We start from the raw sequence: 26,036 nt of genomic DNA on the forward strand, positions 1-26,036 counted from the left end.
GGTGCGCCGCGCGTCCGGCGACGCGACGGGACTAACGCAGCGGGTTGTCGCCTTCGCCTTCGCTGAAACCGCCCTGCTCGGCGAGGAACTTCTCGAACTCCGCGCCCAGCTCGTCACCGGTGGGCAGTTCGTTCTCGCTGGCCAGCAGGCTGGACTGGCGTTCCTGGGCGGTGACGAAGCTGTCGTACTGGCGCTCCAGCGCCTGCACCACGGTCTCGACCTCGGAATTGCCGGCGATGTGCTCGTTGACCTGTTCGCGCACCTTCGCGGCCTCGATGGTCAGCGCTGCCAGGGGCAGTTCCAGGCCCGCGTTCTCGGCCACGTTCTCCAGCAGCGTCTGCGCGGCCTCGGGGTAGGCGGTCTGGGTCAGGTAGTGCGGCACGTGCACCGAGAAGCCGACCGATTCGTGGCCGTGCTGGGCCATCCGGTACTCCAGCAGCGAGGAGGCGCTGCCCGGCACCTGCAGCTCGCCCGGCCAGCGCTGATGGTCGCCGATCAGGTCGCTGTCGCTGGCGTGCGCGGTCACCCCGAGCGGGCGGGTGTGCGGGATCGCCATCGGGATCGCGCTCAGGCCGATGGTCCGGCGCACCCCCAGCTGCTCGGACAGCAAACGCACCGCGGTGACGAACTTCTCCCACCGCAGGTCCGGTTCCAGTCCGGACAGCAGCAGGAACGGCGTCCCGGCGGTGTCCTTGAGCGCCCACAGATTGAGCTCGGGCTCGGTGTAATCGGAGAAATGATCGGTCTTGAACATCATGAGCGGACGGCGCGACCGGTAGTCGAGCAGTTCGTCCATATCGAAGGAGGCCACCAGTTCGGCCTCCAGGCTCTCCCGCAGGTGGGTGGTCGCCAGCCGGACCGCGTGCCCCGCGTCCGTGAAACCTTCCAGACCGTGCACCAGCACCGGGCCGGCGCCGTCCTCGGACGACAACTGGGGAGCCGGGAACTCCAGTTCATACATGCGCGACTCATAGTCCGCCATCGCGTACTCCTCTCCTGCGTGGTCCGCCTCGCGGTGCGAGGAACGCGGCGACCCATCTGCCGCGACTGCCAACTCGCTCTCGGCGCGGTACCGGACCATTCATATTGTCCCTCATGCGTCGGCAGCACGTGCACTGCCCGCACCCCGGCTGCAACACGCCGCAGGGTCACCGGCATTCCCCGGGTGTCGTGAGACACGCATTCCGGGGACTCGCCGCGCGGCGTGGCATTCGGTGTGAACAGCCGAAATTCGGCATAGTGGACGCGTGATCGCGCCCGATTCGCCGGGTCCGCGGCTTGTCTCAGTACTCGTGCCGAGGTGTTCCACGCCCGCGCCGGAACCGAGCCGCACACCCGCTCGCAGCCTGTCCCGCAAACCCGTCCGCGCCGTGGGCGCCGCCGTGCTCGGCTGTCTGCTCGCCGCCTGCGGGACCGAGGTGTCGGGCCAGCCGGTCTCGGCGCGCGGTCCGGTGACGAGCGCGCACGTGGACGACTCGCTGTCGCGATTGCTGCCCGACGCGGCGAAATTCCCCAAGAAGTACGCGGCGATCACGCTGCCGGCCGATACCGCCACCCAGGCCGCCAACGACCTCGACGGCATACTGCCGGGCGCACAGGTGGATCCGAGCGCGTGCGCGCCGAGCGCGCCGACCGCCGGGCCCGCGGTCATGGTCGGCACCGACGATGCCACCCGCGCCACCCTCACCGTGGAGCTGACCCGCAGCGATCAGCCGCTGTCAGGGCTGCGAGATCAATTGCAGCGCTGCGGAACCGTGCAGGTGGGGCATTCCGGCGCCACCGCCACCATCACCACCGAACTGGATCCGCCGCCGCCGCTGGACGCCGACGACACCTTGGCGCTGCGGCGCACCGTGCGCTCCGGCACCGGCTCCGCTGGCACCACGCGCAGCATGCAGACGCTGCTGGGGCAGGTCGGGGATGTCCGGATCAATGTCACCTACATGTCTTTCGCCGACGGCAGAACCGATGCCGAGGCCCTGGATTCGCTGTTCACCACCGCGGTGAGCAAGGTGCGCAAGGGCTGAGACCGCCGGAAGGGAGCCGACCCCTATCACCTCTCGGCTCCCGGCCATCCGCAATCAGCAGAGCGATCCGGTGGACGAACCCATATTGAAGGAGCCGGTGCCCGAACCCGAGTTCGCGGAACCGCTTCCGGCCGAACCCGACCCGGCCGAGCCGGAACCCGCGGAGCCGCTGGGCATCCACCAGCAGCCGCCGCCGTTGCCCTTGCCCACGTAGTAGGTGACGGTCGAGATGGAGCCGCTCTGCTTGACCTGCACCGTGTACAGCTTGGCCTCGGTCGGACTCCACGGCTTGGTTGCCGTGGTCTTGCCGAGCAGATCGGTGACGGCCGGCGCGGTGCCGAGCGAGACGCCGTCGACGATGAACTCCGCGTCGGCGTATTTGGTGGAACCGCTCAGCTCGACCACGATCGAGCAGCCGCCGCTGTCGGTCTTGCACCAGGAACCGGAGCCCTGGCCGATGACCGCGATGCTCTCGATGGCGGCCGACGCCGGGGCGGCCGCGAGCGCCGAAACGGCCAGTGCGCCCAGCACGCTCGCGCCGAGGGTGAATAGGGACTTCGTCATTACCAACTTCCTTCCGGCGCCGGGGGAGGGCGCCGGGGCGGACGGTACCAGCGCCGGACCAGGCATTTCGGCGAATTCGGAAGTGCTGCAAGGCGATTCGGTTTGAGTATGAATAGGCAGCGTTAGCGGTGCGGGTCACAGACCGCAAGCCGGTGGAATCGGGGGCGGAGAAAGCGGTGGTCAGCGGCGTGCGGAGCGGTATTCCGGGCGTGCTGTTCGGCGGCCGGGGCCGGGCTTCGCGGGCGGACGCGGCTCAGGGCAGCCGGTAGCGGTCCACGAGTTCGGCTCCGAGCCGGGCCAATTCGGCACGGACGGAATCGGGTCCGGTCACCTCCAGCGCGGCGCCCCAGCCGGCGAGTTGCTGGGCGATCATGAGCGGGGTCGGGGCGGTGATGCGGACCAGGATGCGGCCGTCGGGAACCGGGCCGTCGACCTCGCAATGGCGGCCCTGCTGGTGGCGCAGGACCGGCAGCAGTTGCGCCGGAACCAGCACGGTCGCCGCCAGCAGGGCGCGCTGCCCCTCCACCTGCTCGACCACCGCCGACCAGGCTGCCGCGAGATCGAAATCGGCCGGGCGTGCCGCGGTTTCGGTGGTGACCTCCACCGCGTCCATCCGATCGACTCGGAAAACCCGCTGACCGTGGTCCGTTCCGGCGACCAGGTACCAGATGCCGTCCTTGTCCACGAGCCCCCACGGATCGGCGCTCCGGCTGCCGCGCGGGCCCTCGGTGTGTATGTCCGCTTCCGCGTTTCGGCGGTGCGTAGGGGTACTCCGGTCGATGGGGCGCTGACTTCGGCCGGTCTCGGGGCCGCTGCCCTCGAATCGAGACCCGTCCGATCTCGCCGCATCGGGTCGGGAGCGGTCGGTGCTCGCTGCGCTCGGCGCGGAATCGCCCGGTCGTGCGGGACCGCCGTTCGCTCTGCCGCGGGCGGCTCCCCGATACTCGAATCGGATTCTGCGGCGGCGCACAACGGCTCGTTGCAACTCGGCGACCAGCGGCGGCGGTTGGTCGTCGTGCGCACCCCAGCGGGCCGGATCGACCACGACGGCGTCGGCGGCGGCCTCGGCCTCGGCTCGGAAGGTCTGCGGCAAGGCGCGCAGCAGTTTTCGCAGTGCCGATCTGGTAGCGGGCGCGGCGGTCGCGACCGGGCCGAGCAGCAGGAACAGCGCTTGCGCCTCGTCGGCGTTGAGCCCGCTGAGATCGGTCCGCGCGCCACCGACCAGCTGCCAGCCGCCGCCCCGGCCGGGCTGCGGGTACACCGGGATCCCGGCGGTGGAGAGGGCCTCGAGATCGCGGCGCGCGGTGGCCACCGAGATTTCCAGTTCGGCCGCGACCTCGCCCGCCGTCACGCGTCCGCGCTGCTGCATGAACAGCAGCGTCGCCACCAATCGATCCGCTCGCATGGTTCGGAATTCTGCCCGTAAAAGTGCTCATTCGGTGAGCACTTTGGGCGCGAGACTGAATACATCCACAACGGAAGAGCTCGAAGGAGAACGACGATGCTGCGTGGCATGGCGACCGTGAACTACTACGCCGACGACCTCGAGGCCGCCAAGGACTGGTACGCCGAATTGCTGGGCGTGCAGCCGTATTTCCAGGTGCCCGGCGGCTACTACGAATTCCGGATCGGTGACTACCAGGCCGAATTGGGCATCATCAAGGGCCAATACGCGCCGAGCCGGCCGGATCGGCCGGGCGGCCAGATCCTGAACTGGCACGTCGACGATGTCGAGGCCGCGTTCGCACGGCTGCTGGAATTGGGCGCGAAGGAGTTCGAGCCGATCACCGAGCGCGGGCAGGGGACCGGATTCGTCACCGCGTCGGTGGTGGACCCGTTCGGCAACGTGCTGGGCATCATGACCAACCCGCACTATCTGGAGATCCTCGCGCAGACCCGCCCCGCCTAGGGGTGGCGATCGGGGAGCGGGATGCGACGGCAGGGCCCGGGGTACGCGGAACTCGGGCTCTGCCCAGCCCGGTTCCGGCCGGGATCAGCCCAGGCCGAACGACCCGGTCGACGGCGCCGCCGCGGCCGGCCGCTTCAGTTCGTAGTTCACCGACGCCGACGAACTACCCTGCTTGGCGATGATCGTGAAGTTGCCGTAGTCCGACGGCACCCAGGTGACCTCGGCGGTGGCCGCCGAGGTGTCCCAGGTCTCCTGTTGCGGCACGGCATAGCCGATCACATTGCCGTTCACCGTGATCGTGACGTCGTCGAGGCGGTTGTCCCCGGTCAGGCGCACCCGCACATAGCAGGCCTTGCCCACCGCGCAGGTCTCGCTCGCGGACACATTGTCGACCCGGACCTGTTCGGTATTGGCCGCAGCCGACGGGGCCAATGCCACGGGCACGGCGACCGCTGCCAGTGCGGCCGCCGCGACGCCGGTGAATGTCGTGCTCTTCATCTGCGTGTACTACTTCCTTCCGGCACTCCCGATGAGCGCCACGGCGGACTGTAACAGCGCGACGCCGACCGGTCGGGCGAAATGAAAACCGTTGCATAGCCATGCCTTTCGCGCATGACCTGCCGCAATCGCCGAGCGCGCAAAATAGCATCCCCCACCGACAACCTCACCCCTCGAAGATCGACGCCACGCCGAGTTGTCCCCAACCCGCCCGCCCCTCCACAGCCCCCGCAAAACCCCAGGTGAAGCTCCCGGCCCCCACCGACCGCCGGCGCACCCTCGATGCCATGACGACGCCGACCGAACCCACGCCCGATCCCCGCCACCGACCCGGTGAATCACCCGGCCCGGCAACAGCATCCGAACCCGAGGCCACATCGGGTGAACCGGAACCACGGCTCCGGGACCCCGGAGAATTCATCGCGGCGGTACCGGCCATGCTCGGATTCATGCCCGAGCGGTCCCTCGTGGTGACCGTGCTGCGTGCCGACCCCGAAGGGACGGATCAGGAGCGGGACAGCATGTCCGAGTCCACGATGCGCAGCGGGCCGGGATGTGCGGCGACCGTGGATGTGGTGGCGCGGGTGGATATGGACGGTTCGGGGCGGGCGGCCACGGCCGAGGTGGTGGATCGGGTGGCTCGGTTGTGTGTGCAGCGGCGGGCGGCTGCCGCCATCGCGCTCATCGTCGATGATCGGGCGACGGTGCCGGGGCGGCGGCATCGCGGGGTGCGGTCGCGGCAGCACGGGAATTTGATTGCGGCGCTGGAGCATCGGCTGGAGGCGGAGGGGGTGCCGTTGGCGGGGGCGTGGGCGGTGCGGGGAATCGGGGCCGAGCAGGCGTGGTGGAGCGTGATGCCACCCGCGCGGCGGGGAATCCAGCCTGATCCGGCGGCCTCCCTGGTCACCGTGCGGCAGGTGCTCGAGGGGCGGCCGATGCGAGGGTCGCGGGATGAGCTCACCGCTTTGGTCGCGGTGGATGCCGAACTGCGGGAACGGGTTTCGAGTCGGATAGAGCGGGCCGGAGCGGACGCGGCCGGGCGGCTGGCGGGCGCGTTGCGATGCGGCGATCTCGAGCGGTTCACGCGGGGCGCCCTGCGGCGCGTGGTGGCGGGGATCGGCGCGGCCGGGACCGGTGCGCTGCTGGAACCCGGCGACCTCGCGGAAGTGGCTGTGGCGCTGCGGGATCCGGCCGTGCGCGACATCATGTTCGCGCTCACCGAGGATCCGCACGCGCACGCGGCCGAGGCATTGTGGTTGCAGCTCACGCGCGCCCTGCCGGACGCGGATCGGGCGGATGCGGCCGCGCTACTGGCCTATCACGCGTATGCGCGCGGGGACGGGCCGCTGGCGGGGGTGGCCCTGGAAGTCGCCCTGGGCTGTGATCCGGCGCATCGGGTGGCGACGCTGCTGGATGTCGGCCTGCAATCGGGCATGCGGCCCGGCCGGCTGCATCGGCTCGCCGAATCGGGTCGCGAGGCCGCCGCCGATCTCGGCGTCAACCTCGCGACCTGCTTCGAAGCGAAACAGCCGTGAGAACTCAGCGGGCGCTGTGCGCGCGATCGCCGAGCATGCGCAGGAATTCCCAGGCGTCGGAGACGATCTCGTCGAGATCGGTGTGCTCCGGCCGCCAGCCCAGCTCGGCGATGGCGCGGTCGCTGGCCGCCACGAGCACCGCCGGGTCACCGGCGCGCCGGGGCGCGTCGACCGAGGCGATCGGCAGCCCGGTCACCCGCCGGCAGGCCGAAATGACCTCGCGCACCGAGAAACCGGTGCCGCTGCCGAGATTGAAGATGCGGTGCACGCCGGGCTGCGACTGGGCCAGCGCGAGCAGATGCGCCTGCGCCAGATCGCGAATGTGGATGTAGTCGCGTACCGCCGAACCGTCCGGCGTCGGGTAGTCGGTGCCGAACACCGAGATCGACTCACGATGGCCCAGCGCCGTCTGCAGCACCAGGGGGATGAGATGGGTTTCCACCACGCGGTTCTCGCCGAGCCCGGCGTACGCGCCCGCCACATTGAAGTAGCGCAGGCTGGTCGCCGCCAGCCCGTGCGCCGCCGCGTACGAGGTGATGGCGTAGTCGATCGAAAGCTTCGACGCGCCGTAGGGATTGGTCGGCAGCTTCGGCGCGGTCTCTACGATCGGCACCTGCTCCGGCTCGCCGTACACGGCCGCGGTCGAGGAGAACACCAAGCGCGGGGTGCCCGCGGCCCGCATGGCCTCGAGCAACGCCAGCGTCTTCACCACATTGCCGTGCCAGTACTTCTCCGGCGCCACCACCGACTCGCCGACCAGCGACTGGGCCGCGAAATGCAGCACGCCGTCGAAGTTTTCGGCCGCGATGAGCTCCACGCCCGCGGTGGCGATATCGCCCTCCACGAACTTCGCCCCGGCCGGCACGCCGTCGGCATTGCCGGTGCTGAGATCGTCGACGACCACCACCTCGTGGCCGTCCTCGAGCAGGACCTGCGCGCAGACGCTACCGACGTAGCCCGCGCCTCCGGTAACCAGCAGCTTCACGTATCAGACCAACTTCACCTGGACGGCGTGCGCCATCTCGTCGGACAGTTCGAAGCCGTCGTGACCCGGCACCGAGATGATCACGGCGCCCGGCTTGGTCTCGACGGTGACGCGCGCGTCCGGCACCACGCCGGCCTCACGCAGCTGATTGATCACCTCGGGGTCGGTCTGGATGTGCTCGGACAGCCGGCGCACCACGACCGCCACGGTCTGCCCGGCGGGCAGGTCCGACAGCCGCACCAGCTTCTCCTCGCCGCCCGCGCTCGGCGTCACGCCCAGCTCGTCCAGGCCCGGAATGGGATTGCCGTAGGGGGAGGTGGTGGGGTTGTTCAGCACCTGGATCAGGCGCCGCTCCACCTCCTCGCTCATCACGTGCTCCCAGCGGCACGCCTCGGCGTGCACGTTCTGCCAGTCCAGTCCGATGATGTCGACCAGCAGCCGTTCGGCGAGCCGGTGCTTGCGCATCACGGCCACGGCCATGGCGCGGCCCTTGTCGGTCAGTTCGAGATGGCGATCACCGGCAACGGTCAGCAAACCGTCGCGTTCCATCCGCGCCACCGTCTGGCTGACCGTCGGCCCGCTCTGCTCCAGACGCTCGGCGATGCGGGCGCGCAACGGCGTGACGCCCTCCTCCTCGAGGTCGTAGATGGTACGGAGATACATCTCCGTGGTGTCGACCAGATCCTTCACCTGTTAACCCCTTCGTCGGCACGAATTCTACCCATGCACGGCGGCTGCACCGGGCGACAGCATATTTCGCGAACGCAGAGACAACACCGATGACGGCCTGCGTGTTCCCTTCGGGTTTCCCGGGTCACGCCGGCGCTGCCTCGCTATGACGGCGTCGCGGTGTCAACAGCCTACGAGCGCGGGGCACGCACTAGCGTGGCAGGTATGGCTGGCGCGGTGGGTCGAGACGGAACCGTTGTGTGGACCGACAGGTTCCTCGACTACACCTGGACCCCGGAGCACCCGATGCGGCCGGTCCGATTGCAGTTCACCATGGCTTTGGCGCAGGGATTGGGGTTGCTCGACGGAGTCGAGACCCTGGCGCCGGCGGCGGCCGGGGACGGCGAACTGCTGCGGGTGCACACCCACGACTACATCGAGGCGGTCAAGCACGCGGCGCCGCCGAACGGCGCGGTCCCGCTGAATCCGCCGCACGGCCTGGGCTCGGCCGACAACCCGGTCTTCCCGCACATGCACGAGGCGGCCTCGGTCATCGTGGGCGGCACTCTGGCCGCGGCCCAGGAGATCGCGGCGGGGCGGACCCGGCGGGCGGTGAGCATCGGCGGCGGCATGCACCACGCCATGCCGGATGCCGCGGCCGGCTTCTGCGTCTACAACGATGTGGCGGTAGCGATCTCGTGGCTACTGGACAACGGCTTCGACCGCATCGCCTATATCGACGTGGACGTGCATCACGGTGACGGCGTGCAGCGCATGTTCTACGGCGACCCACGGGTGCTGACGCTTTCGATCCACCAGCATCCGGCGACGCTGTGGCCCAATACCGGCTGGCCCGAGGAGACCGGCGGCGGCAAGGCCGAGGGCACCAAGCTCAATCTGCCGATCATGCCGGGCACCCGGGACCAGTTGTGGCTGCGCGGTTTCCACGCCGTCGCACCGGGTGCGCTGGCCGCTTTCCGGCCGCAGATCGTGATCAGCCAGTGCGGTGTCGACACCCACCGCGAAGACCCGCTGGCGGATCTGGACCTGAGCGTCGACGGCCAGCGCGCCGCCTTCATCGCCATGCGCGATTTGGCCGACCGCTACGCCGAGGGCCGCTGGCTCGCCGTCGGCGGCGGCGGTTACGGCCTCATCCGCGTGGTCCCGCGCGCCTGGACCCACCTGCTGGCCGCCGCCCTGGACCGCGACATCGACCCCGACACCCCCATTCCGCAGGCATGGACCGACCAGGTCACCGCCTACGCCCCCACCGTCGCGCCGCCCCGCACCATGGGCGACGGCGCACCGGTGGACTTCGACCGCTGGGACGGCCCCGGCGGCGGCCGCGAGACCGGCGACGAACGTTTCGACCGGGCCCGCCGCGCCCTCGACACATCCGTATTGGCTACCCGCCGAGCGACTTTCGGCCTGCTCGGCCTGGATCCGGAGGATCCCCGTGACTGAACCCACCGAGCCCACCCGCCCCTCGGGTAATGGCGAGCCCGCCGGTGGACCCGCGCCCGCACACCCCGATCGCACGGCCGCAGCGCACGACTCCACCGCCGCGGCGGGGGCTTCCGCTCCGAAACCCGGTGGGTCGGTGTCGGTGGCGGGAAGCCTGGTGCCGACCGGGGATCTGCCGGGGACGCCGGTGAATCCGCCTCCGCCGCCGGAACATTGGTTCGCGGATGTGCTGGCCTCGGATGGCGGGGTGGTACGGCTGCGGCCCATCACACCGGATGACGCGGAAGGCATGGAGCGGTTCCACTCCCGGCTGTCGGACCGCACGCGGTATCTGCGCTACTTCGGTCCGTATCCGCGGATGACGCCGAAAGACCTGTACCGCACCACGCATGTGGATTATCGGGACCGGGTCGGCCTGGTGATCGAGCTCGGAGACGAGATCATCGCGGTGGGCCGGTACGAGTACCTGTCGGATCGGCCGGGGCCGCGCGCCGCCGAGGTGGCATTCGTGGTGGCCGACGAGCATCAGGGGCGCGGCCTGGGTTCGATTCTGCTGGAGCACCTCAACGGCGCCGCGGCCGAGAACGATATCGCGAGCTTCGTCGCCGAGGTGCTGGCCGAGAACAATGCCATGGTGCAGGTGTTCCGGGACGCCGGCTATCAGGTGGAGCGCAGCCGCGACGGGTCGGTGCTGCATCTGGAATTCGCCATCGATCCCACCGAAGCGCTGCAGTCGGTGCGGGATTCACGGGAACGCGCGTCCGAGGCGCGCAGTGTCGGGAATCTGCTGACCCCGAAATCGGTCGCGGTGATCGGCGCGACGCCGTCCACCGCGCGGGTGGGCGGTGCGGTGCTGGCCAACCTGCTGTCGGGATCCTTTCCCGGACCGGTGTTTCCGGTGAACCGCACTCGCACCTCGGTGCGCGGCGTGCGGGCGTATCCGACCGTGCGCGATATCCCGGACGAGGTCGATCTGGCGGTGATCGCGGTGCCCGCCACCGAGATCGGGTCCGTGCTCGACGACTGTATGGCCAAGGGCGTCAAGGGTCTGGTGGTGCTCACCGCCGGGTTCTCCGAGACCGGCCCGCGCGGCTGGGCCGCCGAACGCGAGCTGGTGGACGCGGCCCGTTCCCACGGCATGCGGGTGGTCGGGCCGAGCGCGCTCGGTATCGCCAACACCGATCCGGCGGTGGCCATCAATGCCACCCTGGCCCCGGTGCTGCCCGGACGCGGGCGGATCGGATTCTTCTGCCAGTCCGGACCTTTGGGCGCTGCCATTCTCGGCGAGGCCGCCGCCCGGCAGCTCGGGCTGTCCACGTTCGTCTCGGCGGGTAATCGCGCCGACGTGTCCGGCAACGACCTGCTCCAGTACTGGGACAACGATCCGGACACCGATGTGGTGCTGCTGTACCTGGAGACCTTCGGCAATCCGCGCAAGTTCTCCCGCATCGCCCGCCGGGTGGCGCACACCAAACCCATTGTGGCCGTGAACAGCGGCCGGCACGGCGTGCGGGTGGACGGGGAACCGGATCTGGACCGTTCGCTGGTGCGGAATCTGTTCGCGCAGGCGGGCATCATCCAGGTCGATTCCATCACCGAGCTTTTCGACTGCGCCATGCTGCTGGCCTATCAACCGCTCCCGGCCGGCCGTCGCGCCGCGGTGATCGGCAACAGCGCCGCCCTGAGCTGGCTCGCGGTCGACGCCGCCCGCGTCGAGGGCCTGGAGGTGGGCGAACCCATCGACCTCGGCCCGCAGGGCAGCCCGGCGGACTACCTCACCGCGGTCGCGGCGGCTGTCTCGGATCCGGACGTGGACGCGGTCATCGTCATCTACTCCCCGCCCGTTCCCACCGCCGTCGCCTCCTTCGCCGAAGCCATCCGTTCCGGCGCCCAATCCGACCCGGACACACCGGTTCTCACCACCTTCGTGGCCGACCAGGGCATGCCCAACCTGCTGGCCACCCGCGGCCTCGGCGGCATGCTGGAACGCGGCTCCATCCCCGCCTTCGGCGACCCGGAACGGGCGGCCCGCACCCTGGCCCGGGTCCGCCGCTACGCCGACTGGCGCACCCGCCCCATCTCCCCGATCGCCCGCCCCGAGGGCCTCGACACCGCCCGCGCCCGGGAACTGGTGGGGGAGTGGATGTCCGAGGACGCGGCGCACTGGCTCACCGATCTGCAAGCCGCGGAACTGCTGGGCTGCTACGGCATCCGCGTCGTCGAGTTCCGGGAGGTCCGCGACGCCGACGCCGCCGTCGACGCCGCGGAACACCTCGGCTACCCGGTCGCGGCCAAGGCCACCGGCGAGATCTGGCGCAACCGCCCCGATCTCACCGGCGTCCGCCTGGACCTGTGGCGCCCCGACGCGGTCCGCCGGGCCTTCACCGACCTGGCCGAGATCTCCGGCAATCCGGTGCATATCCAGCGCATGGCCACCAAAGGCGTCGGCTGTATGTTCCGGGTGCAGGACGATCCGTCCTTCGGTTCGGTCATCAGCTTCGGTCTCTCCGGCACCATCATCGACCTGCTCGGCGACCGCGTGTACCGCGCCCTGCCGCTCACCGAAGCCGAATCCACCGAACTCATCGACGCACCCCGCGCCGCCCCGCTGCTGTCGGGCACCGTCAAAGGCCGGGAGGTCGGCAAACCCGTCGATCGCGCCGCCCTGGCCGAAGTCGCACAACGCATCTCGGCCCTCTGCGACGACCTCCCCGAGGTCCGGGAACTGCTCTGCGAACCGGTGCTGGCCTCCGCCGAAGGCGCGGCCGTCCTCTACGGCCGGGTCCGCATCGGCCCCGAGCCCAGCCGCTTCGACCTGGGGCCGCGGCGTATGGGCTGAACTCGCTGAGATATCCGCCACGCGGGCCGCAATCGGCCCATCGGGATTGAGACAGTAGGACATTCGTCGGAACGGAGAGGTGATGGGATTGCGGGAAGACCAGATCGAGACGGCGACCGCGCCACTGCGCGACGATATCCGGTTCCTGGGCGGCATCCTGGGCGAGACCATTCGCGATCACGAGGGAGCGGATGTCTTCGACCTGATCGAACGCGTGCGGGTGGAGGCGTTCAAGGTGCGGCGCTCCGAGGTGGAGCGCGATGCCGTGGCCGGCATGCTGCGGGATGTGGACATCCGGACGGCGATTCCGGTGATCCGGGCGTTCAGTCACTTCCTGCTGCTGGCCAATCTGGCCGAGGATCTGCAACGGGATCGGCGGCGGGCGGTGCATATCGCGGCGGGGGAGCAGCCGCAGGATTCCAGCCTGGCCGCCACCTATCGCAAACTGGACGCCGCCGGGCCGGACGGTGCGGTGGTGGCGGATCTGCTGGCCGACGCGCTGGTCGCGCCGGTGATCACGGCGCATCCGACCGAGACTCGGCGGCGGACCATCTTCGACGTGCAGGCGCGGATCACCGAGGCCATGCGGCGGCGGCAGCGGTACGACGCGCACGAGCCGGAGTTCGCGGAACTGGAGACCGAGATCCGGCGGCAGGTGCTGCAATTGTGGCGGGCGGCGCTGATCCGGTTGGCGCGCTTGCGGATTCAGGACGAGATCGAGGTCGGGCTGCGATATTACGACCTGACGCTGTTCGATGTGATCCCGCGGATCAACGATCAGGTGCGGGCGGCGTTGCGGGCGCGCTGGCCCGAACAGGAACTGCTGACCCGGCCCATTCTGCGGACGGGTTCGTGGATCGGCGGCGACCGGGACGGAAATCCGTTCGTCACCGCCGACGTGGTGCACCGCGCCACCCATCGCGCGGGTGCGGTGGCGTTCGAGCGCTACCTGAAATCGCTGGTGGAGCTGGAGAAGTCGCTGTCGCAGTCCGCGCGGCTGGTGCCGGTCACGCCCGAGCTGGCCGCCCTGGCCGATGCCGGATTCGACGATTCGCCGCAGCGCGCGGACGAACCGTATCGCCGGGCGCTGCGCGGTATCCGGGCTCGGCTCAGCGCGGCCGCACGTCAGGCCCTCGGTGAAATCCCCGCGGACGGCATCGATGTCGCCGCCGAGCCGTATGCCGGGCCGGGCGAACTGCTCGCCGATCTGAATATCGTGGACGCCTCCATGCGCGCCTCCGGTGACGGCCTGCTCGCCGACGATCAACTGGCCGCCTTGCGCGCCGCCGTGGAAACCTTCGGATTCCATCTGCAGGGCCTGGATCTGCGCCAGAACTCGGAAATGCACGAACAGGTGGTGGCGGAGCTCTTCGCCTGGGCCGGAGTGCATTCCGACTACGCCTCGCTCGATGAGGCGCAGCGGATCGAACTGCTGGCCGCCGAACTGTCCACCCGGCGCCCGCTGGTCGGAGCCAATGCGCGCCTGAGCGAACTGGCCACCAAGGAACTGTCGGTGGTGCGCGCCGCCAAGACCGCGCTCGACGATCTCGGGCCAGACACCGTGCCCAACTACATCATCAGCATGTGCACCTCGGTCAGCGACATGCTCGAAGCCGCACTGCTTTTGAAGGAAGCCGGCATCCTCGACCCGGGCGACGCCGAGACCCCGCCGTCCAGCCCGGTGGGCGTGGTGCCGCTCTTCGAAACCATCGACGATCTGCGGCACGGTGCGGAAATCCTCTCCGCCGCACTGGAAGTCCCCGCCTATCAGCGACTGGTCCAGGCCCGCGGCATGCAGCAGGAGGTCATGCTCGGGTACTCCGATTCGAACAAGGACGGCGGGTACCTGGCGGCCAACTGGGCGCTCTACCGCGCCGAACTGGACCTGATCGACACCGCCCGCAAGACCGGAATCCGCTTGCGGCTCTTCCACGGTCGCGGCGGCACCGTGGGCCGCGGCGGCGGCCGCAGCTACGACGCCATCCTGGCCCAGCCCGCGGGCGCGGTGCGCGGCTCGCTGCGCCTGACCGAACAGGGCGAGGTCATCTCCACCAAGTACGCCGACCCGGGCACCGCCTACCGCAATCTGGAAGCGCTGGTAGCGGGCACCCTGGAATCCACCCTGCTCGATGTGGAGGGCCTCGGTGACGATGCCGAACCCGCCTACGAAATGCTGGACGAGCTGGCCGAGCTGGCGCGCCAGGCGTATTCGCGCCTGGTCCACGAAACCCCGGGCTTCGTCGAGTATTTCCGCGCCTCCACGCCCATCGCGGAAGTGGCGGACCTGAACCTGGGCAGCCGCCCCGCCTCCCGCAAGCCCACCAACTCCGTCTACGACCTGCGCGCCATCCCCTGGGTGATGGCCTGGAGCCAATCGCGCGTCATGCTGCCCGGCTGGTACGGCACGGGTTCGGCGTTCGAGGAATGGATCGGCGACGATCCGGCCCGCCTGGCCACCCTGGCCGATCTCTACCGCCGCTGGCCGTTCTTCCGCACCGTCATGTCCAATCTGGCGCAGGTCATGGCCAAGGCGGATATGGACATCGCCTCCTACTACGCCGAACTCGTTCCCGACGAAGCCTTGCGCGCCAAGGTATTCGGCATGATCTGCGCCGAGTTCACCCGCACCGCCCGCATGCACGCGGCCATCACCGGCACCGACGAACTGCTCGCCGACAACCCGGCCCTGGCCGAATCCATTCACAACCGCTTCCCCTACCTCGAGCCCATCAACCAGCTCCAGGTCGAACTGCTGCGCCGCCGCCGCGCCGGAGACGACTCCGAACTCGTCGAGCGCGGCATCCTGCTCACCATGAACGGCCTGGCCACCGCCCTGCGCAACTCCGGCTAGCCCCGCATCCGGCGCGCCCGGCCTGTGCGCGCCGGGTGGTGCGTGGCCGCTGCGGGCGAGGCTACGAGATCGGGGCCGCGCGGCACTTGCCGCGCGGCCCCTTTTCCGCTCTTAAGGTAGGAAATCTCCTACGGTTGACAGGTAGGTAAAGTCCTACCTATTGTCGATGCATGCCGTACCGCTTCAAATCCGGCACCGCCGACAAGGTGTTCGGAGCCCTGGCCAACCCCACCAGGCGCGACATCCTCGAACTGTTGCTCGAGGACGAGCAATCGGTGCAGGTCATCGCCGAACGCTTCGACATGGCCCGGCCGAGCGTCTCCGAACACCTCAAGGTGCTGCGGGACGCCGGCCTGGTCACCGAGGAGAAACGCGGCAGACAGCGCTTCTACCGCGTCGAACCCGAACCACTGCACGACCTGCAGTCCTGGCTGGACCCGTTCGAACGCTTCTGGCGGAAACGGCTGCACGCCCTGGGCGAGGTGCTCGACGCCATGCCCGACGAACCCGACGAACCCGACGACAAGGACCACCCATGACCGACGACCTCACCACCATCGAACTCGATCACTACTACCCGCATCCGCCGGAGAAGGTGTGGCGGGCGATCACCACCCCCGAACTCATGGGCAAATGGATGATGGAGCCGTTCGGCTTCGAACCCGTCGCGGGCAATGTCTTCGAGATGAAGACCCAGCCCATGCCCGGCCAGGACTTCTCCGGCCAGATCCGCGGCACCGTCCTGGAAGCCATTGCGCCCGAACGGCTCAGCATCACCTGGGACGACGCCCAGGCCGACGCCCCGACCGGCTGGGTGATCACCTGGACCCTCCGCCCCGAAGGCCACGGCACCCGAATCCTCTTCACCCACAGCGGATTCGACCCCGACAATGCCGTCATGCAGCGCTCCCGCACCATCATGGGCGGCGGCTGGGCGGCCATGCTCGACCGCCTCGCCGAGGTCGCCGCCACCGCCTGACCGCGCTGGTCAGCCCGCCACCGTGACGCCGGTGAACGCCTCGGCGTGGTCGCGCGCCCAGTCGGCGTAGGTGCGCGGCGCCCGGCCTAGCACCCGTTCGACATCGCCGGTCACGACGGCATTGCCGCCCGCGCGCACGAACGCCTGACCCGCCAGGGAGCCGTCCGCGAATTCCTCCGACATCCCCGCGCCGAGCATGAATTCGCGCGCCTGCCGCTCCTCGATATCGAACACCTCGATCGGCCGCCCGGTGAGTTCGGCCAGCACCGCGACCTGATCGGCGGTGCTGAGCAGCTCCGGTCCGGTGAGGGTGTACACCTGCCCGGCGTGCGCATCCGACAGCAGCGCCGTGACCGCGACCTCGGACACATCACGCGGATCGATGACCCCCTGCGTGCCCGTGCCGGTCATGTTCGGCACCGGCTGCCCGGCCCGGACCATCGCGGCCCAGCTGCGCGTATTGGACGCGAAACTGCTGGGCCGCAGGATGGTCCAGGCCGCGCCGCTGTCCCGCACCGCCTGTTCGCCGGGTAGATGCCAGGTGCCGACGCGACCCAATTCGGGATCGCCGGTGCCGATGGCCGACAGCTTCACCAGCCGCCGCACGCCCGCCGCCCGCGCGGTCTCGATCAACGCCTGTTCGGTCTCGATGAAATCCGGCCCCAGCAGGCCGACCAGGAACGCCGCCTCGGCGCCCGCGAAAGCCGCTGCCATGGAAGCGGTATCGGTGTAATCACCACGTACCACCTCCACCTCGGCGGGAAACGCGGCCGTCTCCGGGTTCCGCGTCACCGCCCGCACCGGCACGCCCCGCGCGGCCAGGATCCGAACCGCCACACTCCCGATGGTGCCCGTAGCACCCGTAATCACGATCATGCCGAGAACTCTGCCGCCGCCGGCCCCTCGCGTTATAGGAAAAACCGGCACAGACACCGGCCGCCCGGGTTGCCTAGAGTGAACCGGTGACCACCGTGCTCGACCAGGCCCCTGACACCTCCGAACGCTACGAGCGCGCCTTGCCGCTCCCGGAGTCGTTGCGCCCCTGGATCACCGAGATAGGCCACATTCCCACGCTGCACGAACTGCCGCCCTCGTTCACCCACCTGCCGCGCGCGGTGACCACCATCGTGCTGCGCACCGAACTCTCCGGCCGCCGCGAGGCCCTGGTCCTCGGCCCGCACACCCAGGCCACCTACGCCGCCCCGGCCGAACCAGCGGGCTGCGTCCGCCTGCGGCTGGCTCCGGGCGCGACCCATTCCGTCCTGGGCGTCCCCGCCGCCGAGCTGACCGATCGGGTGCACCGGCTGGCCGAGCTGCCCGGCCCCGCCGCCGCGCTCGCCGGCGAGCTCCTCGAGTTCGATTCCGAGGATCTGCTCGGCTTCCTGGAAGACGCCCTCCCGCAGCAACTCCCGGACGATCCAACCCGCCGCGATCACCGCCGCCTGCTCGAGTCCGCCGTCGACGCCCTCACCACCGCCCCGGCCTCGATCACCGCGCTCGCATCCGAACTAGCCATCAGCGAACGCCAGCTCCGTAATCTATTCACCACCGGAATCGGCGTCTCGCCCAAGCATTTCGCCCGCATCACCCGGGTCCGCCAACTGCTCACCGCCGCCGCCGACACCCCGTGGGCCGACCGGGCCACCGCCGCGGGCTATTACGACCAATCCCACTTCGCCGCCGATTTCCGCGCCATCATGGGCACCACGCCGGGCCGCTTCGCCAAGGGCCATCTCCCGATTCCCACGCCGTGCCGGGCCATTGCGGGGAAAACCGCCTGAACACAGGAAGACGCCGGCTGGTTCGTGCATTCCGCAGGGGGACATGGAATGCGAGAACCAGCCGGCGTCTGTTATCGGGCCGGCGCCTCGAGACGGCCCGACGCTGCGGGGCTGTCCGAGATCGGTCAGCTGGCGTAGGCGCGCAGGCGGTCGGCGCGCTCGCCCTTGCGGAGCTTGGACATGACCTCGCGCTCGATCTGGCGGACGCGCTCGCGGGAGAGCCCGAAGAGCTTGCCGATTTGGTCGAGGGTGCGCGGCTGGCCGTCGTCGAGGCCGTAGCGCAGGCGGATGACCTGCTGTTCGCGCTCGTCCAGGGTGGCCAGCACGGTGCGCACGTCGCGGTGCAGCAGCCCGGCGATGACGGCCGATTCGGCGGAGGTGGCCTCGGAGTCCTCGATGAAGTCGCCGAGCGGGGCCTCTTCGTCATTGCCGACCGGCATGTCCAGGCTTACCGGGTCGCGACTGTGATCGAGCAGATCGGCGATCTTCTCGACCGGGATGCCGGACTCGCGAGCCAGTTCCGCGTCGGTGGCCTCGCGCCCGAGCTGCTGATGCAGTTCGCGCTTGATCCGGGCCAGCTTGTTCACCTGTTCGACCAGGTGGACGGGGAGACGGATGGTGCGCGACTGATCGGCCATGCCGCGGGTGATGGCCTGACGAATCCACCAGGTGGCGTACGTCGAGAACTTGAAACCCTTGGTGTAGTCGAACTTCTCCATGGCGCGGATCAGACCCAGATTGCCTTCCTGGATCAGGTCCAGCAGCGGCATGCCGCGACCGGTGTACCGCTTGGCCAGGGAGACCACGAGCCGGAGGTTCGCTTCGAGCAGATGCTGACGAGCGGCCTGACCCTCGCGCACGATGATGGCGAGGTCTTTCTTCTTGGCCGCGGCGATGCGCTTGTTCGTCTCCAGCACGTGCTGCGCGTAGAGGCCCGCCTCGATGCGCTTGGCCAGCTCGACCTCGTCGGCGGCCGTGAGCAGCGCCGTCTTGCCGATCCCGTTCAGGTACACGCGTACCAGGTCGGCGGCGGGGCTCTGGGCGTCGAGGTCCTGTTCGCTGGTGCGCACGTCAGTGGTGGCGGGGCTTGTCATGACTTGCCTCCTGTCGGTGGTGTCTCGCTCCGTTCAACGGACCCGACATCAGGAAAGTTCCCCGCCGGGGCTTTCATAAACCGCATCTGAGCTGCGGTTTTTACGGCGCACGGCTGAGAAGTTCCTGAGAAGCGCGTATCCTTCGGAACACGCGCCACCGGCGAGCGGCCCTCGGTGTCCGGGTGGTTGCCACCGCCGGCGTCGAACTTCGGTTCACGGCAATCGATTACGTGTCATCGGGCCCGTGCCCTGCCGTATATCCATTCGAGTGCTGGTGTAACGACTGAGTGCCCAGGGTCATTCCGGGTGCAAACGCCGTCACGGGCGCAGAGTGACCGGTATCACAGCCCGGGAACCGCCGCGCACAAGAAAACCGCCGGACGCGATCGCGTCCGGCGGTCCCCATGGATTCGGATCCGGTCAGCGGGGGTGGATGAGCCCGTGTCGAACCAGACCGACCACTACGCCCAATACCGCGGCTTCGAACTCCGGGGTCGCGGCATCGCCGGTCTCGCTGAAGGCCAGCAGCTCCACCAGTTCTCGCAGCGGCAGGCCATCGGCGCGCATACCGGCCAGCAGGGCGGCGGTGGTGTCGTCGACCTCGTGCTGCCAGCGTGGGCCGTTGCCACGATGCAGCCGGACCACCCGCTGCTCCCAGCCGTCCTCGCCCGGCAGATACACGCGCTCGAGCGCGGTCGCCGGATCGACCTCGAACCGCGTCGAGAGAATCAGCTCCGGATCGGTGGCTACGGCCCGCAGCCAGGCCGAACGCTCGAAGTACGCGAGCGCCTCGTCGCCCAGCGGATCCTCGAAGCCGTGCGTGAGATCCTCGGCGAGCAATTCGGTCGGGCCGTCGATCGCGCGCAGATAGACGAATCCGAACCCGATGCCCTCGACCTCGTCGGCGGCGAAGGCGTCCAGCCATTGCGCGGCCCGGGATTGCGCGGCTTCCTCGCGCGGATCCAATCCGGCATCGCGCAACCAGGTTCCGACATAGAGGGCGGGATCGGCGACATCACGCTGCACGATCCAGGCGTCGATGCCGTTGTCGGGCAGCCAGCTCGCGACCCGGCTGCGCCAGTCCTGGCCTTCGATGTGCACCCACGAGGCGAGCAGCGCCGCGGTGCCGCCGGGCGCCAGCAGTTCCGGAATACCGGAGATGACCAATTCACTGGCCCCGTCGAGGTGCAGGCCGGAATCGCGGTAGGTGTGCTCGACGCGCGCGGGGCCGACCACGAACGGCGGATTGGCGACGATCTGATCGAAGCGGCGGCCCGCGACCGGTTCGAACCAGGAGCCGGCCAGGAATTCGATGTCCAGCTCGTTGAGCGCGGCGGTGGCGCGCGCCAGCCAGAGCGCGCGCTCGTTCACGTCGGTGCCGGTGACCACCTGACCGTAGGAGGCCGCGTGCACGGCCTGTACGCCGCAGCCGGTGCCGAGATCGAGCACGGTGCCGGTCGCGCGGGTGGGCGTGGCGCGCAGCAGCGACAGCGACGCCTGGCCCACCCCGAGGACATGATCGGCGTCGAGGGCGCGGCGGCGCATGGAATCGTCGAGGTCCGACAGCACCCAGCGGGTGCCGTAGCCGAGATCCAGGGGGCGCAGGTCCAGGGCCGCGCGGACGCCGCCGTCGTGTCGTTCGAGCAGTTCGGCCGCGATCGCGGAGTCGATGCCGACGGGTGAGAGCGCTTCGGCCACTCGGTCTTCGGGCAGGGTGTCGCCGAGCAGCAGCAATCGCACCAGGGTGCCGAGGTCGCCCAGCGCGTCGGCGGCGCGGCGCACCGGCACCGGTTCGCCACGGCCGAGCGCGGCGTGCGCGTCGTCACCGAGCGCCGCGAGGAGGGTGTCGGCGTCGTAGCCGACCCGGATCAGCGCCGCGCGCAGGTCGGGCGCCAGGTCGGCGAGCGGGGACGGGGCGGTCGGCGAGCGCAGGTCGAGGGAGCGATTCGTCGGCATGACTGCGAACTCTGCCACCGCAACCTTCCGGCATTCGCCGCCGGGGCGGGTTCGGCGGTCCACGGCGTCGCGAAACCGGTCGGTTGCTGAGGATGAACCACGCGAACCGAGCCTCACATCGACGCCGAATCGTGGTCTCACCTGCGGTTATTTCGCCCGTTCGGCGGGGTGATCGTTGCTACTGTGACCTGGCTCACGAGGAGGTATCGCAGTTGACTACCGAAACCGAAACCGGCGGGCCGGCTCCCGACTGGTCACACACCTACGACAGCCCCGAATTCCAGCGACTCCGCCGCAGATTCCGCGTCTTCGTCTTCCCGATGACCGGTTTCTTCCTGGCCTGGTACGCGCTCTACGTGCTGCTCGCCGACTACGCGCACGAGTTCATGTCGCACAAGCTGGCCGGGAACATCACCGTCGGGCTGGTGCTCGGACTGCTCCAGTTTGTCTCGACCTTCGTCATCACCGGCCTGTACGTGCGCTACGCGGACCGGCGGCTCGATCCCATCGCCGACGAGTTGCGCGGTGAGCTGGAAGGACCGGTCCGATGAACGCGAATCTCGCCGCCGCGGTGGAGGGCAGCCGCCCGCTGCTCAATATCTCCATCTTCGCGGCCTTCGTCGTGATCACCCTGGTGATCGTGTTCCGCGCCAGCCGCGATACCCGCACGGCCGCCGACTATTACGCGGCCGGGCGGGCCTTCTCCGGACCGCAGAACGGCATCGCCATCTCGGGGGACTATCTGTCGGCGGCCAGCTTCCTGGGCATCGCGGGGGCCATCGCGCTCTACGGCTACGACGGCTTCCTCTATTCGATCGGCTTCCTGGTGGCCTGGCTGGTGGCGCTGCTGCTGGTGGCCGAATTGCTCAGGAACACCGGCAAATTCACGCTCGGCGATGTGCTGGCCTTCCGGATGAAACAACGTCCGGTGCGGGCGGCGGCCGCCACCTCGACGCTGGCGGTCAGCCTGTTCTATCTGCTGGCCCAGATGGCCGGTGCGGGTGTGCTGGTCTCGCTGCTGCTGGGCGTATCCGGTGCTGCCGGACAGAATCTGGTGATCGCCGTGGTGGGCGCAATCATGATCATCTACGTGCTCGTCGGCGGGATGAAGGGCACCACCTGGGTGCAGATCGTGAAGGCGGTACTGCTGATCGGCGCGGCGGGGGCGATGACCATCTGGGTGCTCGGGCGGTACGGATTCAATCTGTCGAGCCTGCTGCAGGCGGCGGTCGATCACGGCGGGAAGGTGGGGGAGAAGCTCCTGGAACCGGGCGTGCGTTACGGCAAGACCGGTACGACGAAGATCGACTTCCTGTCCCTCGCACTGGCTCTCGTGCTCGGGACGGCGGGCCTGCCGCATGTGCTGATGCGCTTCTACACGGTGCCGACGGCCAAGGACGCCCGGCGCTCGGTGGTGTGGGCGATCGGGCTGATCGGGGTGTTCTATCTGTTCACCCTGGTGCTCGGGTACGGCGCGGGGGCGCTGGTCGGGCCGGACAAGATCGCGAAAGCGCCCGGGAAGGAGAATGCCGCGGCCCCGCTGCTGGCCCTGGAACTGGGCGGGCCGGTGCTGCTGGGATTCGTTGCGGCCGTGGCCTTCGCGACGATTCTGGCGGTGGTGGCGGGGCTGACCATCACGGCGTCGGCGTCGTTCGCGCACGACGTGTACGCCAATGTGATCAAGAAGGGCAGCGGCGAGGGCAAGGACAGTGAAGTGCGGGTCGCTCGCATCACGGCGGTGGTGATCGGGGCGCTCGCCATCGTGGGCGGGATTCTGGCCAAGAATCAGAACGTGGCTTTCCTTGTGGCCCTGGCCTTCGCGGTGGCCGCCTCGGCAAACCTACCGACCATTCTGTATTCATTGTTCTGGCGGCGCTTCAATACCGCCGGAGCGCTGTGGAGTATCTACGGCGGGCTGACCATCACCATCGTACTGATCGTGTTCTCGCCGGCGGTCTCCGGCGCACCCACCGCCATGCTCAAAACCGTTGACTTTCACTGGTTCCCGCTGGCCAATCCGGGCCTGGTCTCCATCCCGGCCTCGTTCGCCCTGGGCTGGCTGGGCACCGTGCTGTCCAGGGAGCGAAACGACGCCAAGTACGAAGAGATGCAGGTGCGTTCGCTGACCGGCGCGGGCGCGGAAAAGGCTGTCCAGCACTGATATCGGAAAATTGTCGCGGAAAATTAACTGAATGATCTTGATAAATATCAAGATCAAAAAATTGAAGATCAGAATTATTGCCGCGCAACGTGGTTGGGCTGTGTATGCTATTGATCATGCACGGCCCCACTACGAGGTGGGATGAGGGCGAGGCGGTGTCGCAAGTGGACGTCAACAGGCTCCGAATGCGCCGCGCGACTGCAATTGCACTCGCGATCGGCGTCCTGGTGTTGATGGCTGCTGGAGTGTTCGAACGATTGTTGCTGGGTGTTTTCATAAGCGCCGGTTTAGGACTCGGCTGGCTGAATGCCCAAGTGACCTGGATGTCCATTGTGCGCATCACGGATTCGGAAACACCCAGCAAGCAGAAAATGGCCCTGTCGTCTGCTTCCCGTTTGCTACTGCTCACCGGCCTGGCCATCGTGATCGCCATGTTCACCCGGCCCTACGGCATCGGAATCTTCTTCGGCCTGGCGCTATTTCAGATCATCCTGGTACTCCACACCGTGGTGCCCGAGGTGAAAGGACTTCGGCAATCCTCATGACGCCTCCCATTGCTCCGATAGCTCAGACGACCGTAACCACGACTCTGGCCGCCGAAGGGGACTCGGAGCCGAAGATCCACGTGGGCGAACACGCCGTCGCCGAGCTGTGGGGTCTCGAGTTCAACGTGGACACCATCGTCTCCACCTCGGTAGCCGCGCTCATCGTGCTCGGCCTGGCCTTCTACCTGCGGATCAAGCTCACCTCGGGCGTGCCCAACGGTGTGCAGCTGTTCTTCGAATCCGTCACGATCGCAATGCGGAACCAGGTCGAGGGCGCCATCGGCATGAAGGTCGCGCCGTTCGCGCTGCCGCTGGCGGTCACCCTGTTCACCTTCATCCTGCTGTCGAACTGGCTGTCCATCCTGCCGGTGCAATACGGCGACGGTGAGCTCATCGCCCCGCCCGCCTCGGACGTGAATTTCGTCTACGCGCTGGCGCTGTTCGTCTTCCTGTTCTACCAAGGCGCGGGCATCTGGCGGCGCGGCGCGGGCAATCACGCCAAACAATTGCTCAAGGGCCACACCGGCTGGGGCCCCATGATTTTCATCAATGTGATCGAGGAGATCGCCAAACCGCTGTCGCTGTCCCTGCGACTCTTCGGCAATATGTTCGCCGGCGGTGTGATGGTCGCCGTCATCACCTTGTTCCCGTTCTGGATCAGCTGGGGTCCGAATGCCGTATGGAAACTCTTCGACCTCTTCGTCGGAGCCATTCAGGCGTTCATCTTCTCCCTGCTGACCGTCCTGTACTTCAGCCAGTCGATGTCGCTGGAGCATGAGAAACACTGAACGGCACAGTCGTTCGGGGATTAATTCCGATAAGGAAGTGAAAAATGGCAGCAGATCCGGCAATCGTCCAGGGCGCTCTCATCGGCGGCGGCATCATCCTGGCGGGCGGTGCCATCGGCGCGGGAATCGGTGACGGTCTCGCCGGCGCCGCGCTCATCAATGGCGTCACCCGGCAACCCGAGGCCGAGGGCAAACTGCGCGGCAACTTCTTCCTGACCGTCGGTCTGGTGGAAGCGGCGTACTTCATCAATCTCGCGTTCATGGCGTTGTTCGTCTTCGCCACCCCGGGAGCATAGGCGAAATCATGTCTCCAAGAACGGATGTGGAGGCCGCGGGGAACTTCCTGATCCCCAACGGCACCTTCTTCGCCGAGCTGGCGATCTTCCTGATCGTGCTCGGAGTCATCTGGTTCTTCGTCGTCCCGCCGATCCGGAAGGTATTGGCGGAACGGGAGGCACGGGTCGAACGCACGACGGCGACCGCCAAGGAAGCCAACGAGATATTCGGCGACGCGCAAGAGCGCTACCAGACCGCAATGGAGAAGGCCCGATCCGAGGCCGCCGAGATACGCAATCAAGCGCGTGCCGAAGGCCGGGCCATTCTCGAGGAATTGCGCGCCGAAGCGCAGCAGGAGGCCGACCACATCGTGGCCGAGTCCACGGCACACCTGCGTGCCGAGGCCGACCAGGTCGCCGCCGAACTACGCGAATCAGTCGAACCGCTCGCCCAGAACCTGGCCGATCGGATGCTCGGCGTGAACGACCGTGCCCGGACCAGTGCCGGCCACCAGAGAGGACGGGGGTCATCGTGATCCTCACCGACGACAGCTATGTCGCCGAAGGACTGTACGACATCACCTTCGATTGGCCCGTCTTCTTCAGTCAGCTATTCGGGTTCGTCGTCATCGTCTGGTTCATCGTGAAATACGTTGCGCCCTTTGTCAGAAAGACGATGACCAAGTCCCAGGACATCATCCGCAAACAACTCGAGGAGAGCGCCGAAGCGGCGACCCGGCTGGAGAACGCCAAAGCGGCGTACGACAGCGCGATGTCGGAAGCCCAGGCCGAACTCGAGCGCATGCGGGAGGAGGCGCGCGTCGACGCCGATCGCATCATCGCTCAGATGCGGGAGGCCGCCGCCGCCGAAGTCGAACGGGTGCGCCGCCAGGGCCGCGATCAGATCCTGCAATTCCGCAGGCAGCTGATCCGGGACCTGGAGGTCGATCTCTCGGCCGCCATGCTGGCGCTCACCGAGGAGAAAGTGCGCGAGCACATCAGCACCCCGCAAGCCCGCTCCGAGAGCATCGAGAAATTCCTCGACGATCTCGAAGCCCTGGCCAATTCCGCTCCGGCCGTGCAACGTCCGACACAGCCGAAGCGCAACTGAACACG

Annotated in this window: 25 protein-coding genes; 16 read left to right on the plus strand and 9 right to left on the minus strand. The window is 68.4% G+C overall.

Going from position 1 to position 26,036, the window contains the following annotated elements:
* Window positions 1-31 precede the first annotated feature (31 nt).
* Window positions 32-982: a proteasome assembly chaperone family protein gene (locus NY1_RS01475; RefSeq protein WP_067706974.1), complete on the minus strand. Its 951-nt coding sequence runs from the start codon at window positions 980-982 to the stop codon at window positions 32-34.
* A gap of 310 nt (window positions 983-1,292) precedes the next feature.
* Between NY1_RS01475 and NY1_RS01480 the strand changes: the two genes are divergently transcribed.
* Window positions 1,293-2,027 carry a sensor domain-containing protein gene (locus NY1_RS01480; RefSeq protein ID WP_233434159.1) on the plus strand — a complete coding sequence of 245 codons (735 nt, stop codon included), beginning with the start codon at window positions 1,293-1,295 and terminating at the stop codon, window positions 2,025-2,027.
* Window positions 2,028-2,081: 54 nt separating this feature from the next.
* Here the strand turns inward: NY1_RS01480 and NY1_RS01485 are convergent, their stop codons facing one another.
* Both NY1_RS01485 and NY1_RS41695 read right to left on the minus strand, forming a co-directional pair.
* The gene (locus NY1_RS01485; RefSeq protein WP_067706976.1) at window positions 2,082-2,591 is read right to left on the minus strand and encodes a hypothetical protein; all 510 of its coding nucleotides are present in this window, start codon (window positions 2,589-2,591) and stop codon (window positions 2,082-2,084) included.
* A gap of 253 nt (window positions 2,592-2,844) precedes the next feature.
* Window positions 2,845-3,996, minus strand: coding sequence for a helix-turn-helix transcriptional regulator (locus NY1_RS41695; protein ID WP_084534517.1), 1,152 nt, complete (start codon window positions 3,994-3,996; stop codon window positions 2,845-2,847).
* Between the two features lie 96 nt (window positions 3,997-4,092).
* Here NY1_RS41695 and NY1_RS01495 point away from each other — a divergent pair, with 96 nt between their 5' ends.
* Complete coding sequence (locus NY1_RS01495) at window positions 4,093-4,500, plus strand: VOC family protein (protein ID WP_067706979.1); 408 nt, start codon at window positions 4,093-4,095, stop codon at window positions 4,498-4,500.
* 84 nt (window positions 4,501-4,584) lie between these two features.
* On the opposite strand, the gene NY1_RS01500 is transcribed toward NY1_RS01495, so the two are convergent.
* Window positions 4,585-4,998 (minus strand): hypothetical protein, encoded by a 414-nt coding sequence (locus NY1_RS01500; protein ID WP_067706982.1) that lies wholly within the window; start codon window positions 4,996-4,998, stop codon window positions 4,585-4,587.
* Window positions 4,999-5,285: 287 nt separating this feature from the next.
* On the opposite strand from NY1_RS01500, the gene NY1_RS01505 reads away from it, so the two are divergent.
* On the plus strand, window positions 5,286-6,533 hold the full coding sequence (locus NY1_RS01505; protein WP_169815288.1) for a DUF4192 domain-containing protein: 1,248 nt from the start codon (window positions 5,286-5,288) through the stop codon (window positions 6,531-6,533).
* A gap of 4 nt (window positions 6,534-6,537) precedes the next feature.
* On the opposite strand, the gene galE is transcribed toward NY1_RS01505, so the two are convergent.
* Together galE and NY1_RS01515 are read right to left on the minus strand one after the other, a co-directional pair.
* On the minus strand, window positions 6,538-7,518 hold the full coding sequence (gene galE / locus NY1_RS01510) for a UDP-glucose 4-epimerase GalE (protein ID WP_067706986.1): 981 nt from the start codon (window positions 7,516-7,518) through the stop codon (window positions 6,538-6,540).
* 3 nt (window positions 7,519-7,521) lie between these two features.
* The gene (locus NY1_RS01515) at window positions 7,522-8,208 is read right to left on the minus strand and encodes an iron-dependent transcriptional repressor DtxR (protein WP_067706989.1); all 687 of its coding nucleotides are present in this window, start codon (window positions 8,206-8,208) and stop codon (window positions 7,522-7,524) included.
* A gap of 204 nt (window positions 8,209-8,412) precedes the next feature.
* On the opposite strand from NY1_RS01515, the gene NY1_RS01520 reads away from it, so the two are divergent.
* The 5 genes from NY1_RS01520 to NY1_RS01540 all read left to right on the plus strand — a co-directional run bounded on the left by NY1_RS01520 (window position 8,413) and on the right by NY1_RS01540 (window position 16,320).
* A complete protein-coding gene (locus NY1_RS01520) occupies window positions 8,413-9,651 on the plus strand; it encodes an acetoin utilization protein AcuC (protein ID WP_067706992.1) in 1,239 nt (412 codons plus the stop codon).
* 157 nt (window positions 9,652-9,808) lie between these two features.
* Window positions 9,809-12,490: a bifunctional acetate--CoA ligase family protein/GNAT family N-acetyltransferase gene (locus NY1_RS01525; protein WP_439955987.1), complete on the plus strand. Its 2,682-nt coding sequence runs from the start codon at window positions 9,809-9,811 to the stop codon at window positions 12,488-12,490.
* Between the two features lie 82 nt (window positions 12,491-12,572).
* Window positions 12,573-15,341 carry a phosphoenolpyruvate carboxylase gene (ppc, locus tag NY1_RS01530; RefSeq protein WP_067706996.1) on the plus strand — a complete coding sequence of 923 codons (2,769 nt, stop codon included), beginning with the start codon at window positions 12,573-12,575 and terminating at the stop codon, window positions 15,339-15,341.
* A 170-nt stretch (window positions 15,342-15,511) separates the two neighbouring features.
* Window positions 15,512-15,880 carry an ArsR/SmtB family transcription factor gene (locus tag NY1_RS01535; protein WP_067706997.1) on the plus strand — a complete coding sequence of 123 codons (369 nt, stop codon included), beginning with the start codon at window positions 15,512-15,514 and terminating at the stop codon, window positions 15,878-15,880.
* A complete protein-coding gene (locus tag NY1_RS01540) occupies window positions 15,877-16,320 on the plus strand; it encodes an SRPBCC family protein (protein ID WP_067707000.1) in 444 nt (147 codons plus the stop codon). Before NY1_RS01535 ends, NY1_RS01540 begins: the two co-directional genes overlap by 4 nt.
* Before the next feature lie 9 nt (window positions 16,321-16,329).
* Here the strand turns inward: NY1_RS01540 and NY1_RS01545 are convergent, their stop codons facing one another.
* Entirely contained in the window at window positions 16,330-17,196 is an 867-nt protein-coding gene (locus tag NY1_RS01545; protein ID WP_067707002.1) for an NAD(P)H-binding protein, read from the minus strand.
* An 86-nt stretch (window positions 17,197-17,282) separates the two neighbouring features.
* On the opposite strand from NY1_RS01545, the gene NY1_RS01550 reads away from it, so the two are divergent.
* The gene (locus tag NY1_RS01550; protein WP_218028277.1) at window positions 17,283-18,101 is read left to right on the plus strand and encodes a helix-turn-helix domain-containing protein; all 819 of its coding nucleotides are present in this window, start codon (window positions 17,283-17,285) and stop codon (window positions 18,099-18,101) included.
* Window positions 18,102-18,226: 125 nt separating this feature from the next.
* Here the strand turns inward: NY1_RS01550 and NY1_RS01555 are convergent, their stop codons facing one another.
* Both NY1_RS01555 and NY1_RS01560 read right to left on the minus strand, forming a co-directional pair.
* Window positions 18,227-19,195 (minus strand): sigma-70 family RNA polymerase sigma factor, encoded by a 969-nt coding sequence (locus NY1_RS01555; RefSeq protein WP_067707005.1) that lies wholly within the window; start codon window positions 19,193-19,195, stop codon window positions 18,227-18,229.
* A gap of 420 nt (window positions 19,196-19,615) precedes the next feature.
* Complete coding sequence (locus tag NY1_RS01560; protein ID WP_067707008.1) at window positions 19,616-21,151, minus strand: DUF7782 domain-containing protein; 1,536 nt, start codon at window positions 21,149-21,151, stop codon at window positions 19,616-19,618.
* A 212-nt stretch (window positions 21,152-21,363) separates the two neighbouring features.
* Here NY1_RS01560 and NY1_RS01565 point away from each other — a divergent pair, with 212 nt between their 5' ends.
* From NY1_RS01565 to NY1_RS01595, 7 genes are all read left to right on the plus strand, one after another.
* Complete coding sequence (locus NY1_RS01565) at window positions 21,364-21,702, plus strand: DUF485 domain-containing protein (protein WP_067707011.1); 339 nt, start codon at window positions 21,364-21,366, stop codon at window positions 21,700-21,702.
* Complete coding sequence (locus NY1_RS01570) at window positions 21,699-23,312, plus strand: monocarboxylic acid transporter (RefSeq protein WP_067707014.1); 1,614 nt, start codon at window positions 21,699-21,701, stop codon at window positions 23,310-23,312. Before NY1_RS01565 ends, NY1_RS01570 begins: the two co-directional genes overlap by 4 nt.
* Window positions 23,313-23,428: 116 nt before the next feature.
* On the plus strand, window positions 23,429-23,857 hold the full coding sequence (locus NY1_RS01575) for an ATP synthase subunit I (RefSeq protein WP_233038453.1): 429 nt from the start codon (window positions 23,429-23,431) through the stop codon (window positions 23,855-23,857).
* Window positions 23,854-24,645, plus strand: coding sequence for a F0F1 ATP synthase subunit A (gene atpB / locus NY1_RS01580; protein WP_067707017.1), 792 nt, complete (start codon window positions 23,854-23,856; stop codon window positions 24,643-24,645). Before NY1_RS01575 ends, atpB begins: the two co-directional genes overlap by 4 nt.
* 44 nt (window positions 24,646-24,689) lie before the next feature.
* On the plus strand, window positions 24,690-24,941 hold the full coding sequence (locus NY1_RS01585; RefSeq protein ID WP_067707019.1) for a F0F1 ATP synthase subunit C: 252 nt from the start codon (window positions 24,690-24,692) through the stop codon (window positions 24,939-24,941).
* An 8-nt stretch (window positions 24,942-24,949) separates the two neighbouring features.
* Complete coding sequence (locus NY1_RS01590) at window positions 24,950-25,456, plus strand: F0F1 ATP synthase subunit B (protein ID WP_067707022.1); 507 nt, start codon at window positions 24,950-24,952, stop codon at window positions 25,454-25,456.
* A complete protein-coding gene (locus tag NY1_RS01595) occupies window positions 25,453-26,031 on the plus strand; it encodes a F0F1 ATP synthase subunit B family protein (RefSeq protein WP_233434161.1) in 579 nt (192 codons plus the stop codon). Before NY1_RS01590 ends, NY1_RS01595 begins: the two co-directional genes overlap by 4 nt.
* The last annotated feature ends 5 nt before the right edge of the window (window positions 26,032-26,036 follow it).

Origin of the sequence: Nocardia yamanashiensis NBRC 100130 (assembly GCF_001613325.1) — a bacterium.
GTDB lineage: Bacteria > Actinomycetota > Actinomycetes > Mycobacteriales > Mycobacteriaceae > Nocardia > Nocardia yamanashiensis.